We start from the raw sequence: 16,308 nt of genomic DNA on the forward strand, positions 1-16,308 counted from the left end.
CTGCCTCGTGCAGGGCCGGCGGGTCGTCGGGCGATGCCAACGCGGCGGCCCCATGCGCCGCTGCATGCCCTATGCTCGGGCTGCTGTACTTTTCCTGTTTCATGGTCGCCAGCCAAGACCCGCCCCTTCGCTATCGCACCCTCTCGCCCTGGAAGCTCTGGCGGCATGGCACGCCGGGCGAGCGGGCAATGCTGCTGGGAGGCTGGGGCCTGCTGCTCCTGCTGAGCATCGCCCTGGGCCTGGCCTCGGTGATCGGCCGCTGGTCCGGCCTGCCGCTGCAGCTGGGCGGCGTGCAGGTCTACATCACCATCTATCCGCCCCTGCTGATCTGCCTGTGGCTGAGCCTGTGCTGGGGCTGGCTCTGGGGGGCTGTGCCGGCCTATCTGGCCACTCTGAGCCTGGCGCTCTATGCCGGCATGCCCTGGTATTGGGCTTTGCTCTTCGCCTGCGCCAACCCGCTGGGCTTTGCCATCATGGTGATGGGCTACCAGGCCATTGCCATGCGCCGCGACCTCCGCGGGCTCAGCGCGCTGCTGTTCTATGTCCAGCTGAGCTTTGTGGCGAGCATCTTCAGTTCCAGCGGCGCGCTGCTCTGGTGGTACACGAACGGCATCGACCGCACGGCCATGCTGGCCATCTGGCAGGGATGGTGGATGGGCTCCTTTGTGCAGAGCCTGTTCATCGTCGGCCCGTTGATGGTCCTGGCCTGGCCTGCCATCGACGCCTGGCAGGCGCGCCATCCAGCCCTGATGAGCACCCCGGCGCGTGACCCACGCCGTGCGGTGCTGCGTCTGCTGGCTGCCGTCACCGCGGCTGTGATCGCCTATGGCTTCCTGACACTGCACCTGTCCTCCGTCCAACTGGAGCTCCTGCGCCGCCTGCCCGGCGCGGAGCTGGGCCCGGCGCTGGAGGTGATGCTGGAGAGCAGCTGGGTCTTCTTCGGCGTCTTCTCGCTGATCGTGATATTCATGGCCTTCTTCGGCTACCGGCTCTTCGTGCACTGGCAGCGCTCGGTGGACCAACTGCTGGCCGAGTTGCAGCACGCCAACCGTGGCCTGGAGACCTTGGCCCTCACGGATGCCCTGACCGGCCTGCTGAACCGCCGAGCGGCCGACGAGCGTCTGCTTGCCGAATGGCACCGGACGGTGCGCACCGGCTCCGGCGCCAGCCTGGTGATGCTGGACATCGACCACTTCAAGCAGATCAACGACCGCCATGGTCATCTGGCGGGTGACATGGTGATCCGTACTCTGGCCCAGGCCCTCAAGGACGAGGTGCGCGAGATGGATGTTGCCAGCCGCTATGGCGGCGAGGAGTTCCTGGTCATCCTGCCCCAGACTGGCATCCAGGGCGCCCGCGGCTTTGCCGAGCGCTTGCGCCTGCGCGTGGAAGCCTGCCAGGCCATGCACGCGGGCGAGCGGATCCGGTTCACCATCAGCCTGGGGCTGGCAGAGCTGCAGGCGCTGGATCCTGCGTACCTGAGCGCACTGGACCGCGCCGATCAGGCGCTCTACAACGCCAAGAAGGCCGGCCGCAACCGCACCGAATGCGCCCCGGCTGGTGCCGGCGAGGCTCCGTCTGGCCGGGAGTGGGCCTGAGCCCGGCCCGCCAGCACGTGCGCGCAGGGGGCTTGCGACCCGGCGGTGGCGTCCTTAGAGCTTGAAGTCGTAGTCGATGGTCAGCGGCGCGTGGTCGCTGAACTTCTGGTCCTTGTAGATGGACTCGCGCAGGGCCAGGGCGGCCAGCTTGGGCGTGGCGAAGTGGTAGTCCAGGCGCCAGCCCACGTTCTTGGCATAGGCTTGGCCCCGATTGCTCCACCACGTGTAGCAGGTTTCGGTGGTATCGGGCTGCAGCTGGCGGTAGACGTCCACCAGGCCGCCCTGGGTCGGGTCGATCAGCTGGGTTACCCAGGCGCGCTCCTCGGGCAGGAAGCCGCTGTTCTTGAGGTTGCCCTTCCAGTTCTTCAGGTCGGCTTCCTTGTGGGCGATGTTGATGTCACCGACCAGGATGAACTCCCGCTGGCCCTTCAGCGCCATCAGGTGGGGGTAGATGGCTGCCAGGAAGCGGAATTTGGCCTGCTGGCGGTCCTCGCCGCTGGAGCCGCTCGGGAAGTAGCAACTGATCAGGCTCAGCTTGCGGCCGGGCTTGTCGAAGCGCTTCTCGATGTAGCGGCCCTCGTCGTCGAACTCCTGCACGCCAACGCCGATGATGATGTCGCTGGGCTCGTCGCGCGTGTAGAGGCCCACGCCGGAGTAGCCCTTCTTCTGGGCATAGTGGAAGTGCCCCTTGAGACCGCCCGGGCTGCAGAAGATCTGGTCGACGTGCTCATGCTGGGCTTTCACCTCCTGGACGCCGACCGCATCGGCCTGCTGCTGGGGCAGCCAGTCGAAGAAGCCCTTGGTGGCGGCGGAGCGGATGCCATTGAGATTGGCGGTGATGAAGCGCACGGTCGTTTCCTCAGCGGGGACAGGGGAGGGGGAAGTATCGCAGCGAGGCGGTGATGAACTGGTCTGATGTCGGTCCGCAACAGCGAGTGGCTGTTTGTGGCCGTCGGTCCGCCTAGGGGTGACGCGGGGCCGCTGCTCTTGCTAGATTCTCCCGCGTTAACCGGCAAACGTTTGCTGATCGCCTTTCGCGCTGCGGCAGGCGCGCACCGGGAAGCCGAACTGCGGCCCCGGCGTCCTCTCTCTTTCCGTCACGTGGATCCAGACAAGCTCAAGGAGTACCCCATGATTCATTCCACCCCCCTCTCCCGTGCGCCGCTGGCGCTGGCCGTGACCCTGGCCCTGCAGTCCCTAGCGGCCGCGCCGGTGCTGGCGCAGGAAGCGCCCAAGACCGAGTCCGCACGCCCCCAGACCAACCAGCTGGAGGCCGTCGTGATCACCGCCGAGCGGCGCGTGGAGAACATCAAGGACGTGCCCAATGCGGTCTCGGCCATCAGCGGCGAAAAGCTGGACGTCATCAATTCCAGCGGGCAGGACATCCGTGCCTTGTCCGGCCGTGTGCCCAGCCTGAACATCGAGTCCTCCTTCGGCCGTGCCTTCCCGCGCTTCTACCTGCGCGGCTACGGCAACACCGACTTCCGGCTCAATGCCTCGCAGCCCGTCTCGCTGATCTATGACGAGGTGGTGCAGGAGAACCCCATCCTCAAGGGCTTCCCGGCCTTTGACGTGAAGAACGTGGAAGTGCTGGCCGGCCCCCAGGGCACCTTGTTCGGCCGCAACACCCCGGCCGGCGTGGTGAAGTTCGAATCGGTCAAGCCGTCCAAGCGCCAGGATGCCTACTTCAACGCCTCCTTTGGCAGCCAGGGCATGGTGAACCTGGAAGGCGCAGCCAATCTGCCGGTGGGCGGGGACTGGGCAGTGCGCATTTCGGCGCAGAACCAGCACCGCGGCAACTGGGTCAAGAACGAGCTGCCCAATGCCAAGACCTCGTCCACCGAGGGCTACGACGACCGAGCCGTGCGCATCCAGGCGCTGTATGAGGCCAACCAGGGCTTCAGCGCCCTGTTCAATGTGCACAACCGCGAGCTCAAGGGCAGCCCGCGCCTGTTCCGTGCCTCCATCATCAAGCCCGGCAGCAACGACCTGGTCGACGGTTTCGACCCGGCCAAGATGGTCATCGACGGGACCAACGAGCAGCGACTGCACAGCACCGGCGCCAGCCTGCGCCTCAAGTGGGCCCTGGACGGCGTGACCCTGCACTCCATCAGCGCCATCGAGACGGTCCAGCCCTTCAGCCGTGGCGACGTGGATGGCGGCCACCGCTACCACAACCCCTTCTCGGGCGACCCCAAGACGGCGCCCTATCCCTCCCAGGGCGAGGCCACCTGGCAGATGGACACCTCGGACGCCCTGATGGGGCACCGCCAGCTGACACAGGAATTCCGCCTCGAGTCCCAGGCTGCCGGTCCGCTGCGCTGGCAGGGCGGGCTCTACCTCTTTGACGAGAAGTACACCATGCGCACGGTGGACTACACCGCGGCCAACCCGGCCGATGGCATCGTGGACACCCGCCAGACCAACAAGGCCTGGGCCCTGTTCGGATCGGTCAATTTCGAGCTGAGCCCCGATCTCAAGCTGCGCGGCGGCTTGCGCTACACCCAGGACAAGAAGGACCTGAACACCGTCGGCAAGGTCAATGACAGCGCCGGCACCAGCGCCAGCACCAATGACCACAAGCTGAACTGGGACGTCTCTGGCACCTATGCCCTGGACAAGCAGACCAACCTCTACACGCGCGTCGCCACGGGCTTCCGTGCCGCCTCCATCTACCCGGCCAGTGGTTTCGGCACACAGAGCAAGGCACGCCCTGAAACCGTGACCTCCTACGAAGCCGGCGTGAAGAGCGAGTTCTGGAATCGCCGCGCCCGCCTGTCGGCCAATGTGTTCGCCTATACGGTGAAGGACCAGCAGCTGACCGCCGTGGGCGGCACCAGCAATACCAACACCCTGCTCAACGCCAGCAAGGGCCAGGGTCAGGGCTTCGAGCTCAACCTGGACCTGATCCCCGTGGAGCGCCTGATGCTCACCTTCGGGCTCAGCTACAACGACACCAAGATCAAGGATCCGACGCTCTCCGCCCCCCGTCCGGGCAGCAATGCCACCATGGTGGGCACGCCTGACGCGAACGGCCGCTACAGCCTCTACAACAACCCGCTGCCCAACGCGCCGAAGTGGATCGCCAACCTGACGGCCCGCTACTCGATCCCGACGGCAGACGGCAACGAGTACTTCGTTTACACCGACTGGGCCTACCGTTCCAAGGTCAACTTCCTGCTCTATGAGGCCAAGGAGCTGACCGGCAAGGCGCTGCTGGAAGGCGGTCTGCGCGCCGGCTATGTCTGGGGCGACGGCAAGTACGAGGTGGCGGGCTTCGTGCGCAACCTGACCAACAAGGTCGTCGTCAACGGCGCGATCGACTTCGACAACCTGACGGGCTTCATCAACGACCCCCGCACCTACGGCGTGCAGTTCAAGGCCCTGTTCTGAGCCTGCTCTGATGCCCGGCGCGTCAGATCGCGGTCTGGCGCGTGCAAAGGCCCGGCACCCCCCTTGTTTCACGGGGCGGGGGGCCGGGCCTTTTTTCATGGGCTCAATACAATGCGGGCCACCTCGAGATCCCCATCAGCCCTTGCCATGACCAGCTCCTCCACGCCCCTCGCCCAGGAATTCGTTGCCTTTGCCGTGGAGGCCGGCGTGCTGCGCTTCGGCGAATTCAAGACCAAGGCGGGCCGCCTGAGTCCCTACTTTTTCAACGCCGGGCTCTTCAACGACGGCGCCAAGCTGGGCCGCCTGGCTGAGTTCTATGCCAAGACGCTGCTGGCCTCAGGCATCGAGTTCGACATGATCTTCGGCCCGGCCTACAAGGGCATCACCCTGGCTGCCGCGGTGTCGGTGGAGCTGGCGCGCCTGGGCCACAACAAGCCCTTCGCCTACAACCGCAAGGAAGCCAAGGACCACGGCGAGGGCGGCACCCTCGTCGGTGCGCCTGTGCAGGGCCGGGTGCTGATCATCGATGACGTGATCTCGGCCGGCACTTCGGTGCGCGAGTCCATCGCCATGATCCAGGCCGCGGGTGCCACGCCCTGCGGCGTCTCGATCGCGCTGGACCGCCAGGAGAAGGCCGCCGAAAACGGCGTGGAGCAACCCTGGTCGGCAGTGCAGTATGTCAACCGTCAGCTGCACTTGCCCGTGAGTGCCATTGCCGGCTTGTCAGACTTGCTGCAGTATCTGCATCACAACAGCTCGACGGACATCTCTGCCCATGCGGCAGCCGTCCAGGCCTACCGAGATCGCTACGGAGTCTGATGCCACTTCCGCGCCGCCTCATGACCTTGCGTCAGTTCTTGGGTCAGTCCTTGCGCTCGCCGCCATCATTGGCCGCCCTGCTGCTGGGTCTGCTGGTGACAGGTCTTGCCTGCGCCCAAGGCAAGGCCATCTACAGCTGCGTCGCGCCGGACGGCCGCAAGCTGACCTCCGACAGGCCCATTCCCGAATGCGCGACCCGCGAGCAAAAGGTGCACAACCCGGATGGCTCGGTGAAATCCCTGCTGCCGCCCTCGATGTCCATGGAGGAAAAGGCCGCGCAGGAGCTGCGGGAGCGCAAGCAGGCAGCTGAGCGCGCGGCCCAGCAGGACGCGGTACGGCGGGACCGCAACCTCATGATCCGCTACCGCAACGAGGCCGTGCATCGCGAAGCCCGCGAAGCGGCGCTGGATGACGTCAACAAGGCCATGCAGGCCTCGGAGCGCCGCATCAAGGAGCTGGCTGCGGAACGCAAGCCGCTGCTGGACGAAGCCGAGTTCTACAAGGGCAAGCCCCTGCCGCCCAAGCTCAGGCAGCAGCTGGACGCCAATGATGTGTCTGCCGAGGCGCAGCGTGTGCTGATCGAGAACCAGAAGGCGGAGCTGGTACGGGTCAACAAGGTTTTCGACGTCGAGCTGCTGCGCTTGAAGAAGCTCTGGGCCGGCGCGGCTCCGGGCAGTCTGGACAGCCCAGCGTCCAGCCCCTCTGTGCCGCCTGGCAGTTCGCCTCAACCCGCCTCGGGCAGCAGCCGCTGAAGCCGGGGTTGCCCCTCACACCCTGCACGAGTTCCGCAACGACAAAGGCCGCTGTTCCCAGCGGCCTTTTCTTCATGGTGTCAGGCAGGACCTTCAGCCGCCCAGCTTCTTCTTCAGCAGCTCATTGACCAGGGCCGGGTTGGCCTTGCCCTTGGTGGCCTTCATGGCCTGGCCCACGAGGGCGTTGAAGGCCTTGTCCTTGCCGGCGCGGAACTCGTCCACCGACTTCTGGTTGGCGGCCAGCACCTCGTCCAGGATCCGTTCGATTTCGCCGGTGTCGTTGGACTGCTTCAGGTCCTTGGCGGTGATGATGGCGTCCACATCCGCGCCTTCCCCGGCCCACAGGGCGTCGAATACCTGCTTGGCGGAGTTGTTGGAGATGGTGCCATCGCTGATGCGGCCGATGAGCGTGGCCAGCAGGGCCGGCTTCACCGGCGCCGCGTCGATCTCGATGCCTTCGTTGTTGAGCCGCTTGCTGATCTCGCCCATCACCCAGTTCGCCACCAGCTTGGGCGCAGCGCCCGCGGCCTTGGCGGCCTCGTAGTAGCGGGCCGTGGCCAGGCTCTGGGTCATCATGGTGGCGTCGTACTCGGGCAGGCCGTCGGCCTCGATGAAGCGCTTCGCCATCACGCCCGGCAGCTCGGGCATCTCGCCGCGGACCTTCTCCACCCACTCCGGTGCGATCACCAGGGGCGGCAGATCGGGGTCCGGGAAGTAGCGGTAGTCGGCCGAGTCTTCCTTGGAGCGCATGGCGCGGGTCTCGCCGGTGTCCGGGTTGTAGAGCACCGTGGCCTGCTGGATGGGCAGGCCATCCTCGATCTGGTCGATCTGCCAGTTCACCTCATAGTTCACCGCGTCCACGAGGAAGCGGAAGCTGTTGAGGTTCTTGATCTCGCGGCGCGTGCCATAGGGCTCGCCGGGCTTGCGCACCGAGACGTTGACGTCGCAGCGGAAGGAGCCTTCCTGCATGTTGCCGTCGCAGATGCCCAGCCACATCACGAGCGCGTGCAAGGTCTTGGCGTACTCGCAGGCCTCGGCGGCGCAGCGCATGTCGGGCTCGGAGACGATCTCCAGCAGGGGCGTGCCGGCGCGGTTCAGGTCGATGCCGGATTGGCCGTGGTAGTCCTCGTGCAGGCTCTTGCCTGCATCTTCCTCTAGATGGGCGCGGGTGAGGCGCACGGTCTTTTTCTCGTCGCCGACGAAGAACTCCACCGTGCCGCCCTGCACCACCGGGATCTCGAACTGCGAGATCTGGTAGCCCTTGGGCAGGTCCGGGTAGAAGTAGTTCTTGCGGGCGAAGATGGACAGCGGCGCCACCTTGGCGCCCACGGCCAGGCCGAAGCGGATGGCGCGGTCCACGGCAGCGCGGTTCAGGACCGGCAGCGTGCCGGGCAGGGCCAGGTCCACGGGCGAGGCCTGCGTGTTGGGCTCGGCGCCGAAGGCAGTCGAGGAGCCGCTGAAGATCTTGGACTGGGTGGACAGCTGGACGTGGTTCTCCAGGCCGATCACCACCTCGTAGCCGCGCACCAGCTTGCTGTTGGGCTTGTTCATGCTCAGATTCCGTTCGGGGCACGGGTGTGCCAGTCGGTGGCCTGCTGCAGGGCGTGGGCGGTGTGCAGCAACTGCCCTTCCTTGAAGTAGTTGCCGATCAGCTGCAGGCCGATGGGCATGCCGGCACCTTCGCCTGATTCAGCAAAGCCCACCGGCACGCTCATGCCGGGCAGGCCGGCGAGGGAGCCGGGCAGGGTGAAGATGTCGGCCAGGTAGGCCTTGACCGGATCGTCCGCGCCTTCGCCTGCCTTCCATGCCACGCTGGGGGCCACCGGGCCGGCGATCACGTCGCAGTGCTGGAAGGCCTGCTGGAAGTCGTCGGCAATCATGCGGCGCAGCTTCTGGGCCTGCAGGTAGTAGGCGTCGTAGTAGCCATGGCTCAGCACATAGGTGCCGATCATGATGCGGCGCTTGACCTCGGGGCCGAAGCCTTCGGCACGGGTCTTCTTGTACATATCCAGAAGATCCGTGTAGTTGGCGGCGCGATGGCCGAATTTGACGCCGTCAAAGCGGCTCAGGTTCGAGCTGGCTTCGGCCGGGGCGATGATGTAGTACACGGGAATGGCCAGCTCCGTGCGCGGCAGGCTGACCTCCACCAGCGTGGCGCCCAGCTTTTCCAGCTCGGCCAGACCCTGGCGCACGGCGCTGTTGACGTCAGCCGAGAGCGCGGCGGGGAAGAATTCCTTGGGCAGGCCGATGCGCAGGCCCTTGAGCGGCTGCGCAGCGCTGGCGCCTTCGCGGGCGGTCAGCATCTGCGCATGGAAGTCCTGCGGCGGCTGGTTGATGCTGGTGGCATCGCGCTCGTCGAAACCGCTCATGGCGGACAGCAGCAGGGCGCAGTCCTCGGCCGAGCGGGCCATGGGGCCGGCCTGGTCCAGGCTGGAGGCGAAGGCGATCATGCCGTAGCGGCTACAGACGCCATAGGTGGGCTTGATGCCGGTGATGCCGGTGAAGCTGGCCGGCTGGCGGATGGAGCCGCCGGTGTCGGTGCCGGTGGTGGCGGGCACCAGGCGCGCTGCCACGGCGACCGCCGAGCCACCCGAGGAGCCGCCGGGCACGCGGCTGCGGTCCCAGGGATTGTGGGCCGGGCCGAAGGCACTGTTCTCGTTGGCCGAGCCCATGGCGAATTCGTCGCAGTTGAGCTTGCCCAGCGAGAAGGTGCCGGCCGCGTTCAGGCGGGCGACGACGGTGGCGTCGAAGGGGCTGCGGTAGCCGGCCAGGATCTTGGAGCCGGCGGTGGTGGGCATGTCCGCGGTGACGTAGATGTCCTTGTGCGCCAGCGGAATTCCCAGCAGGGGGCTGGCATCGCCGGCTGCCAGCCGGTGATCAGCCTGGGCCGCGTGCGCGAGTGCGCCCTCGGCATCCACGTGCAGGAAGGCACCCAGTTGCGACGCGGCGGTAACGCGTGCAAGAAGGTGTTGGGTGAGTTCGGTGGCGGAGAAGGCCTTGGCGCGCAAGCCCTGGCCGATCTCGGCCACGCCCAATTCGTGTAGAGACTTCATTCGATGACCTTGGGGACCAGGAACAGGCCGTCCTCGACGGCGGGTGCGCTCCTTTGGTTGAGCTCGCGCTGGTTGCTCTCGGTGACTGCGTCTTCGCGCAGGCGCAGTTGCACGTCCTGCACGGCGGAAAGCGGCGTGTAGAGCGGCTCCACGCCGCTGGTGTCCACCGCGCTCATCTGCTCGACGATGGAGAAAAAGCCATTGAGCTGGCCAAGCAAGGCGCCTTGCTCCGCGTCGGAAAGTTCGAGGCGGGCGAGGTGGGCGATGCGGCTCACGTCATCCTGGGTCAGGGCCATGGGCAAGTCCGGGTTTGTTGGAGGACCTGGGCACCGTGCCAAAACGCGGTGCATTGCCGCTTACAGCCTGCAAAAACAGGGGCTGTCAGGGGCTAGTCAGGGGTCTAAACAAAGGGGTGATCGGGTATTATCTCCGCTTATCTCCATGGTAACGGGGCTGCAGGGCCGCCAAGGCACAGGCAGCCTCGTTGCACATGGTGCGAACACCCTTGTGCAGCCCTGGCGCCACTGCCTTGGCTGCATTCATTTGACGCCGCCGCCCCTCCTGAGAATTGCCAGTGCCGTGCCCGCGTGATCCCTGCCGCCGCCCGGCCTGAAGCCCCAGCCCCACACCATGTTTTCGTCCCTGCGCCGCTACTTCTCCACCGACCTGGCCATCGACCTCGGCACCGCCAACACGCTGATCTATGTGCGTGGCAAGGGCATCGTGCTGGATGAGCCTTCCGTCGTCGCCATCCGCCACGAAGGCGGCTCCAGCGGCAAGAAAACCATCCAGGCCGTCGGCCGCGAGGCCAAGGCCATGTTGGGCAAGGTGCCCGGCAACATCGAGGCCATCCGCCCGATGAAAGACGGCGTGATCGCCGACTTCGTCATCACCGAGCAGATGATCAAGCAGTTCATCAAGATGGTGCACGACACCAAGCTGCTGCGCCCCTCGCCCTGCATCATCATCTGTGTGCCCTGCGGCTCGACCCAGGTCGAGAAGCGCGCCATCCGCGACGCCGCCCTGGGCGCCGGCGCCTCGCGCGTGGAGCTGATCGAGGAGCCCATGGCTGCGGCCATCGGTGCTGGCCTGCCGGTCTCGGAAGCCTCGGGCTCCATGGTCATCGACATCGGCGGCGGCACCACCGAGGTCGGCGTGATCTCCCTGGGCGGCATGGTCTACAAGGGCTCGGTGCGCGTCGGCGGCGACAAGTTCGACGAAGCCATCATCAACTACATCCGCCGCAACTACGGCATGCTGATTGGCGAGCCCACCGCCGAGGCCATCAAGAAGCAGATCGGCTCGGCCTTCCCCGGCTCCGAGGTCAAGGAAATGGAAGTGAAGGGCCGCAACCTCAGCGAGGGCGTGCCGCGCAGCTTCACCATCTCGTCCAACGAGATCCTGGAAGCCTTGACCGACCCTCTGAACCAGATCGTGTCCGCCGTGAAGAACGCGCTGGAGCAGACCCCGCCCGAGCTGGGCGCCGACATCGCCGAGCGCGGCATGATGCTGACCGGCGGTGGCGCCCTGCTGCGTGATCTGGACCGACTGCTGGCCGAGGAGACGGGCCTGCCGGTGCTGGTGGCCGAGGACCCGCTGACCTGTGTGGTGCGCGGTTGCGGCATGGCGCTGGAGCACATGGAACGCCTCGGCTCCATCTTCGCTTCTGAGTGACGGCCTACTGCGCGACGCTTGGGCGTCGTTGCGCAGTGCTCGGAATCCTCACGTACCTCCAGTACGTTCCGGTTCCTGCGCGCTGTGCGCCTAGCCCAAGCGCCGCTCGCTACGGCCCGAGACGTTGATGGACTGATCACCCGCCAGACTGCAAGCCATGCCCTTCGGCACCCTGGAGCGCAATGCGCCGCCGCTGTTCCGCCAAGGCCCCTCGGCCTTGACGCGGCTGCTGCTGTGCGCGGCCTTTGCCATCTTCCTGATGGTGCTGGACGCCCGCTTCAAGGTGGCCCAGCCGGCCCGCGCGGCGGTGGCCCTGGTGCTCAACCCGGTGCAGCGCCTGCTGCTCTCGCCCGTCGATGCCTGGGAGAACCTGGGCGACTATCTTCGCGGCATGGAGAAGGCCATGGCGGCTGAGGACCTGGCGCGGCGACAGTTGGTGGCGCAGGCCGAGCGCCTGTCCCGCGCCCAGCAGCTGCTGGCCGAGAACCAGCGCCTGCGCGAGTTGCTCAAGATGCAGCAAGCCCAGACCGTGAGCTCGGTGGCGGCGGAGGTGCTCTACGAGGCCCCCGATCCCTATTCCCGCCGCGTCAGCATCGACCGCGGCAGCCAGCACGGCGTGCACCTGAGTTCGCCCGTGATCACCGAGGCCGGCGTGCTGGGCCAGGTGACGCGTGTCTACAGCTTCTCTTCTGAGGTGACCCTCATCACCGACAAGGATGCTGCCATCCCCGTGCTGAACACCCGCACGCAGCAGCGCGGCGTGGCCTTCGGCGGCGAGCGCGGCCTGGAGCTGCGCTTCACTGCGGCCAATGCGGACATCCAGGCGGGCGACGTGCTCTCCACCTCGGGCCTGGACGGCATCTATCCCCCGGGCCTGCCCGTGGCCAAGGTGGCTCAGGTGGAACGCCGTGGCGACACCAGCTTCGCTCGCGTGAGCCTGCAGGCCACCGTGCCGGTGGACAGCGTGCGCCATGTACTGGTGCTGGCCCCGCTGGCCGTGCACGAGGCCGCCCGCGCCGAGGCCGCGGAGGCCGCCGGCAAGGAAGCCCAGGCCTTGGCTGAACGCAAGGCCCAGGCCAAGGCTGAAGCCAAGCAGCGTGCTGCCGAGCAGAAGGCCGCACGCGAAGCCGCCAAGGAGGCCGCGAAGGAAGCGGCGAAGGACAGCAAGGGAGGCAGCCCGCGATGATCATGCCGCGCGCCGCCAGCCAGCTGCTGCTGCCGGCCAACCCCCTCTTCATCGCCTTCAGCCTGCTGCTGGCCTTGATGCTGGACATGGTGCCCCTGGGCCGCCAGCCTGCCATGCCAGACTTCCTGGCCATCGTGCTGGTGTTCTGGAACGTGCACCAGCCGCGTCGGGTCAATGTGGGCTGGGCCTTCCTCTTCGGCTTGCTGGTCGATGTGCACCATGGCGCCTTGCTCGGCCAGCACGCCCTGGCCTACAGCGGCCTGAGCTTTGGCGCCGTCGCCCTGCACCGCCGCCTGCCCTGGTTCACGCGCTGGGGTCAGGCCTTGCATGTGCTGCCGCTGTTCGCGCTGGCCCATGCCGTGTCCTTGCTGGTGCGCCTGGCCGTTGGCGGCATGTGGCCGGGCTGGCTGCTGCTGCTGGCGCCCTTCCTCGAGGCCTTGCTGTGGCCCCTGGCCAGCTGGATCCTGCTGGCGCCCCAGCGCCGCCCGCCTGATCGCGACGAGCACCGACCGCTGTGAGGCGGGTCCCTCTGCGTCCATGACCCAGCTGCACAACGTCCACCAGGAGCAGTCGCGCTTTCGCGTGCGGGTGCTGGCGGCCGCCGGTTTCGTGCTGTTCTGCTTCGGGCTGCTGGCCGCCCGGCTGGTCTACCTGCAGGTGATGCAGCACGAGACCCTGCTGGAGCGCGCCGAGTCCAACCGCGTGACCGTGGTGCCCATCGTGCCCAACCGCGGCCTCATCGTGGACCGCAACGGTGTGGTGCTGGCCAGCAACTACTCGGCCTACACACTGGAGATCACGCCCTCCAAGGTGTTGGACCTGGAAGCCACCATCAATGAGCTGGCCGAGGTGGTGGACATCCAGGGCCGGGACCGCAAGCGCTTCAAGCGCCTCATGGAGGAGAGCAAGAACTTCGAGTCTCTGCCCATCCGCACCAAGCTCACGGACGCCGAGGTGGCGCGCTTCGCCGCCCAGCGCTTCCGTTTTCCCGGCGTGGACATCAAGGCGCGGCTCTTCCGCAGCTACCCGCTGGGCGAGGTGGGCAGCCACCTGATCGGCTACATCGGCCGCATCAACCAGGCCGAAAAGAAGGCCATGGAGGAGTGGGCCGACGACGACATCGCCAACTACCGCGGCACCGAGTACATCGGCAAGCTGGGCCTGGAGCAGTACTACGAGCGCGAGCTGCATGGCCAGACCGGCTTCGAGCAGATGGAGACCAGCGCCGCCGGCCGCGCCGTGCGCCGCCTGCGCCACCAGCCGCCCATGCCGGGCAACACGCTGAAGCTCTCCATCGACATCCGCCTGCAGGCCCTGGTCGAGGAGCTGTTCAAGGACCGCCGCGGCGCCCTGGTGGCCATCGACCCACGCAATGGCGAGGTGCTGGCCTTCGTGTCCAAGCCCACTTTCGATCCCAATCTCTTCGTTGACGGCATCGACGCCGACAGCTGGGCGGCGCTCAACGAGGACATCGACAAGCCCCTGCTCAACCGCGCCCTGCGCGGCACCTACCCGCCGGGCTCCACCTTCAAGCCCCTGATGGCCATGGCCGCGCTCAACAGCGGCAAGCGCGCCGCCGGCACGGTCATCATGGACAACCTGACCTACAGCTTCGGCGGCCGCACCTTCGGCAGCCCCGAGACCGACCGGCCGGGCCCCAAGGACATGCGCCTGGCCATCGTCAGCTCCTCCAACGTCTACTTCTACAGCCTGGCCAACGAGATGGGCGTGGACCTCATCCATGACCAGCTGGAGCCCTTCGGCCTGGGTCGCAAGACCGGCATCGACTTGGCTGGCGAGGTGACTGGCGACCTGCCCTCGCAGGAGTGGAAGCGCAGGAAGTTCCGCAAGGCCGAGCAGCAGAAGTGGTACGCCGGCGAGACCATCTCCCTGGGCATCGGCCAGGGCTACAACAACTTCACCATGCTGCAGATGGCGTCGGCCTATGCCACGCTGTCGACGGGCGGCCAGCGCTACAAGCCCCGCCTGGTGCGGGAGATCGAGGACGTGGTCCAGCATCAGACCCGGCACATGTCCAGCGAAGCCCTGGACCCCATCCCCCTCCGGCCCGAGCAGGTGGACGTGATCCGCAACGCCATGAACGGGGTGACGCTGGAGGGCACTTCGCGCCAGGTCTTCATGGGCGCGCCCTACCAGAGCGGCGGCAAGACCGGCACCGCGCAGGCGGTGGGCCTCAAGGCTGGCGAGAAGTACAGCAGCATCAAGGCAGACGAGCACAAGCGCGACCATTCCCTCTACGTCGCCTTCGCGCCGGTGGACAAGCCCACCATCGCCCTGGCCGTGATTGTGGAGAACGCTGGCTGGGGCTCGGGTGCCGCAGCGCCCATCGCGCGGCGTGTCTTTGACTACGCCCTGCTGGGCCAGTACCCCAGCGAGGAAGACATCGCCCTGACGCAGCAGGGCAAGACCATGGCGCCCGTCGGCACGCCGCGCAAGGCCAGCGAGGTGCCGTTGCCCGGGCAGCCTGTGCTGGTGCCGCTGGCGGCCAGTGCGGCGCTCCCGGCGTCCACGCCCGTGGCCGTGGCGAGCCGCGGGGCGGCGCCCGCATCAGCGTCCTCCGCCGTGCCCGCCCGCCCGGCCGCCTCCATCGCCAGCGGAGCCCGCCCATGAACAACAGCTTCAGCCTGCGAGCTCTGCGCGACCGCATCCGCCCCTGGACCGAAGGCCTGGACGCGCCCTTGCTGCTGGCGGTGTTCTGGCTGATGGGCCTGGGCCTCTTCTGCATGTACTCGGCCGGCTATGACCACGGCACGCGCTTCGTCGACCACCTGCGCAACACCCTCCTGAGCCTGGGCATCATGCTGGTCATGGCGCAGGTGCCGCCGCAGCGCCTGATCAAGATTGCCGTGCCGCTCTACAGCCTCGGCCTGATGCTGCTGCTGGCGACGGCGCTGTTCGGTGTGACCAAGAAAGGCGCGACGCGCTGGCTCAATGTGGGCATCACGCAGATCCAGCCCTCCGAGATCCTCAAGATCGCGATGCCGCTGATGCTGGCCTGGTGGTTCCAGAAGCGCGAAGGCCAGCTGCGCCTGCCGGATTTCGCCGCGGCCTTCGTGCTGCTGGCCGTGCCTGTCGGGCTGATCGCCAAGCAGCCGGACCTGGGCACGGCCCTGCTGGTGCTGGCGGCGGGGCTCTATGTGATCTTCTTTGCCGGCCTGTCCTGGAAGCTGATCCTGCCGGTGATGGTGGCCGGCGGCATCGGCATCGCGGCCCTGGTGATGAGCGAGGAACAGATCTGCCAGCCTGACGTCACCTGGCCGGTGCTGCGCGAGTACCAGAAGCATCGCGTCTGCACCCTGCTGGACCCTAGCAAGGATCCGCTGGGCAAGGGCTTCCACATCATCCAGGGCGAGATCGCCATCGGCTCTGGTGGCGTGACCGGCAAGGGCTTCATGAAGGGCACCCAGACCCACCTGGAATTCATTCCCGAGCGCACCACCGACTTCATCTTCGCGGCCTATGGCGAGGAATTCGGCCTGGTGGGCGCGGCGGCCCTGCTGCTGGGCTTCACGGCCCTGATCCTGCGAGGCCTCATGATCGCCTTCGAGGCGCCGACGCTGTTTGGCCGACTGATGGCCGGCGCGGTGACCCTGTCCTTCTTCACCTATGTGTTCGTGAACATGGGCATGGTCAGCGGCATCCTGCCCGTGGTGGGCGTGCCTCTGCCCTTCATCTCCTACGGCGGGACGGCCATGGTGATGCTGGGCCTGAGTCTGGGCATCCTGCTGGGCATCGCCAAGTCCAAGCGCTACAAACGCCACTGAGGCGTGGGCGGGCCGGATCGCCGGTTCGGCTGCCCAGTCCATCAGGAC

The 16,308-nt window shown here is 66.9% G+C and carries 13 protein-coding genes; 9 read left to right on the forward strand and 4 right to left on the reverse strand.

Annotated elements, in window-relative coordinates:
* The first annotated feature begins 101 nt into the window (after positions 1-101).
* Positions 102-1,598 (forward strand): diguanylate cyclase, encoded by a 1,497-nt coding sequence (locus ACS5PK_RS20170; protein ID WP_439442062.1) that lies wholly within the window; start codon positions 102-104, stop codon positions 1,596-1,598.
* A 54-nt stretch (positions 1,599-1,652) separates the two neighbouring features.
* Here ACS5PK_RS20170 and ACS5PK_RS20175 read toward each other — a convergent pair whose 3' ends face one another.
* Complete coding sequence (locus tag ACS5PK_RS20175; RefSeq protein WP_439442063.1) at positions 1,653-2,447, reverse strand: exodeoxyribonuclease III; 795 nt, start codon at positions 2,445-2,447, stop codon at positions 1,653-1,655.
* Positions 2,448-2,729: 282 nt separating this feature from the next.
* On the opposite strand from ACS5PK_RS20175, the gene ACS5PK_RS20180 reads away from it, so the two are divergent.
* The 3 genes from ACS5PK_RS20180 (at position 2,730) to ACS5PK_RS20190 (ending at position 6,562) form a co-directional block, all read left to right on the forward strand.
* Positions 2,730-4,991, forward strand: a complete 2,262-nt coding sequence (locus ACS5PK_RS20180; RefSeq protein WP_439442064.1) for a TonB-dependent receptor — start codon at positions 2,730-2,732, stop codon at positions 4,989-4,991.
* 147 nt (positions 4,992-5,138) lie between these two features.
* Positions 5,139-5,810 (forward strand): orotate phosphoribosyltransferase, encoded by a 672-nt coding sequence (gene pyrE / locus ACS5PK_RS20185; RefSeq protein ID WP_439442065.1) that lies wholly within the window; start codon positions 5,139-5,141, stop codon positions 5,808-5,810.
* Positions 5,810-6,562, forward strand: coding sequence for a hypothetical protein (locus ACS5PK_RS20190; RefSeq protein ID WP_439442066.1), 753 nt, complete (start codon positions 5,810-5,812; stop codon positions 6,560-6,562). Before pyrE ends, ACS5PK_RS20190 begins: the two co-directional genes overlap by 1 nt.
* A 93-nt stretch (positions 6,563-6,655) precedes the next feature.
* Here the strand turns inward: ACS5PK_RS20190 and gatB are convergent, their stop codons facing one another.
* From gatB to gatC, 3 genes are read right to left on the reverse strand one after another with little or no spacing between them, the layout of a single operon-like run.
* Positions 6,656-8,113: an Asp-tRNA(Asn)/Glu-tRNA(Gln) amidotransferase subunit GatB gene (gene gatB, locus ACS5PK_RS20195; RefSeq protein WP_439442067.1), complete on the reverse strand. Its 1,458-nt coding sequence runs from the start codon at positions 8,111-8,113 to the stop codon at positions 6,656-6,658.
* Positions 8,114-8,115: 2 nt separating this feature from the next.
* Positions 8,116-9,615 (reverse strand): Asp-tRNA(Asn)/Glu-tRNA(Gln) amidotransferase subunit GatA, encoded by a 1,500-nt coding sequence (gatA, locus tag ACS5PK_RS20200; protein WP_439442068.1) that lies wholly within the window; start codon positions 9,613-9,615, stop codon positions 8,116-8,118.
* Positions 9,612-9,911 carry an Asp-tRNA(Asn)/Glu-tRNA(Gln) amidotransferase subunit GatC gene (gene gatC / locus ACS5PK_RS20205; RefSeq protein ID WP_439442069.1) on the reverse strand — a complete coding sequence of 100 codons (300 nt, stop codon included), beginning with the start codon at positions 9,909-9,911 and terminating at the stop codon, positions 9,612-9,614. Before gatC ends, gatA begins: the two co-directional genes overlap by 4 nt.
* 334 nt (positions 9,912-10,245) lie before the next feature.
* Between gatC and ACS5PK_RS20210 the strand changes: the two genes are divergently transcribed.
* The 5 genes from ACS5PK_RS20210 (at position 10,246) to rodA (ending at position 16,260) form a co-directional block, all read left to right on the forward strand.
* Positions 10,246-11,289, forward strand: a complete 1,044-nt coding sequence (locus ACS5PK_RS20210; RefSeq protein ID WP_183102363.1) for a rod shape-determining protein — start codon at positions 10,246-10,248, stop codon at positions 11,287-11,289.
* Between the two features lie 157 nt (positions 11,290-11,446).
* Positions 11,447-12,475, forward strand: a complete 1,029-nt coding sequence (mreC, locus tag ACS5PK_RS20215; RefSeq protein WP_439442070.1) for a rod shape-determining protein MreC — start codon at positions 11,447-11,449, stop codon at positions 12,473-12,475.
* Positions 12,472-12,993 (forward strand): rod shape-determining protein MreD, encoded by a 522-nt coding sequence (mreD, locus tag ACS5PK_RS20220; RefSeq protein WP_439442071.1) that lies wholly within the window; start codon positions 12,472-12,474, stop codon positions 12,991-12,993. Before mreC ends, mreD begins: the two co-directional genes overlap by 4 nt.
* 19 nt (positions 12,994-13,012) lie before the next feature.
* Positions 13,013-15,106, forward strand: a complete 2,094-nt coding sequence (mrdA, locus tag ACS5PK_RS20225; protein ID WP_439442072.1) for a penicillin-binding protein 2 — start codon at positions 13,013-13,015, stop codon at positions 15,104-15,106.
* Complete coding sequence (rodA, locus tag ACS5PK_RS20230) at positions 15,103-16,260, forward strand: rod shape-determining protein RodA (RefSeq protein ID WP_439442073.1); 1,158 nt, start codon at positions 15,103-15,105, stop codon at positions 16,258-16,260. The genes mrdA and rodA overlap by 4 nt, the downstream gene beginning before the upstream one ends.
* Positions 16,261-16,308 lie beyond the last annotated feature (48 nt).

The organism is Roseateles sp. DB2 (assembly GCF_051857535.1).
Classification (GTDB): Bacteria; Pseudomonadota; Gammaproteobacteria; order Burkholderiales; family Burkholderiaceae_C; genus Roseateles_B.

Coding starts and splice junctions, on each gene's coding strand:
- gatB (WP_439442067.1), bottom strand. CDS start 8,113: ATGAACAAGCCCAACAGCAAGCTGGTGCGCGGCTACGAGGTGGTGATC.
- gatC (WP_439442069.1), bottom strand. CDS start 9,911: ATGGCCCTGACCCAGGATGACGTGAGCCGCATCGCCCACCTCGCCCGC.
- mreC (WP_439442070.1), top strand. CDS start 11,447: ATGCCCTTCGGCACCCTGGAGCGCAATGCGCCGCCGCTGTTCCGCCAA.
- ACS5PK_RS20190 (WP_439442066.1), top strand. CDS start 5,810: ATGCCACTTCCGCGCCGCCTCATGACCTTGCGTCAGTTCTTGGGTCAG.
- ACS5PK_RS20210 (WP_183102363.1), top strand. CDS start 10,246: ATGTTTTCGTCCCTGCGCCGCTACTTCTCCACCGACCTGGCCATCGAC.
- mreD (WP_439442071.1), top strand. CDS start 12,472: ATGATCATGCCGCGCGCCGCCAGCCAGCTGCTGCTGCCGGCCAACCCC.
- gatA (WP_439442068.1), bottom strand. CDS start 9,615: ATGAAGTCTCTACACGAATTGGGCGTGGCCGAGATCGGCCAGGGCTTG.
- ACS5PK_RS20170 (WP_439442062.1), top strand. CDS start 102: ATGGTCGCCAGCCAAGACCCGCCCCTTCGCTATCGCACCCTCTCGCCC.
- pyrE (WP_439442065.1), top strand. CDS start 5,139: ATGACCAGCTCCTCCACGCCCCTCGCCCAGGAATTCGTTGCCTTTGCC.
- mrdA (WP_439442072.1), top strand. CDS start 13,013: ATGACCCAGCTGCACAACGTCCACCAGGAGCAGTCGCGCTTTCGCGTG.
- rodA (WP_439442073.1), top strand. CDS start 15,103: ATGAACAACAGCTTCAGCCTGCGAGCTCTGCGCGACCGCATCCGCCCC.
- ACS5PK_RS20180 (WP_439442064.1), top strand. CDS start 2,730: ATGATTCATTCCACCCCCCTCTCCCGTGCGCCGCTGGCGCTGGCCGTG.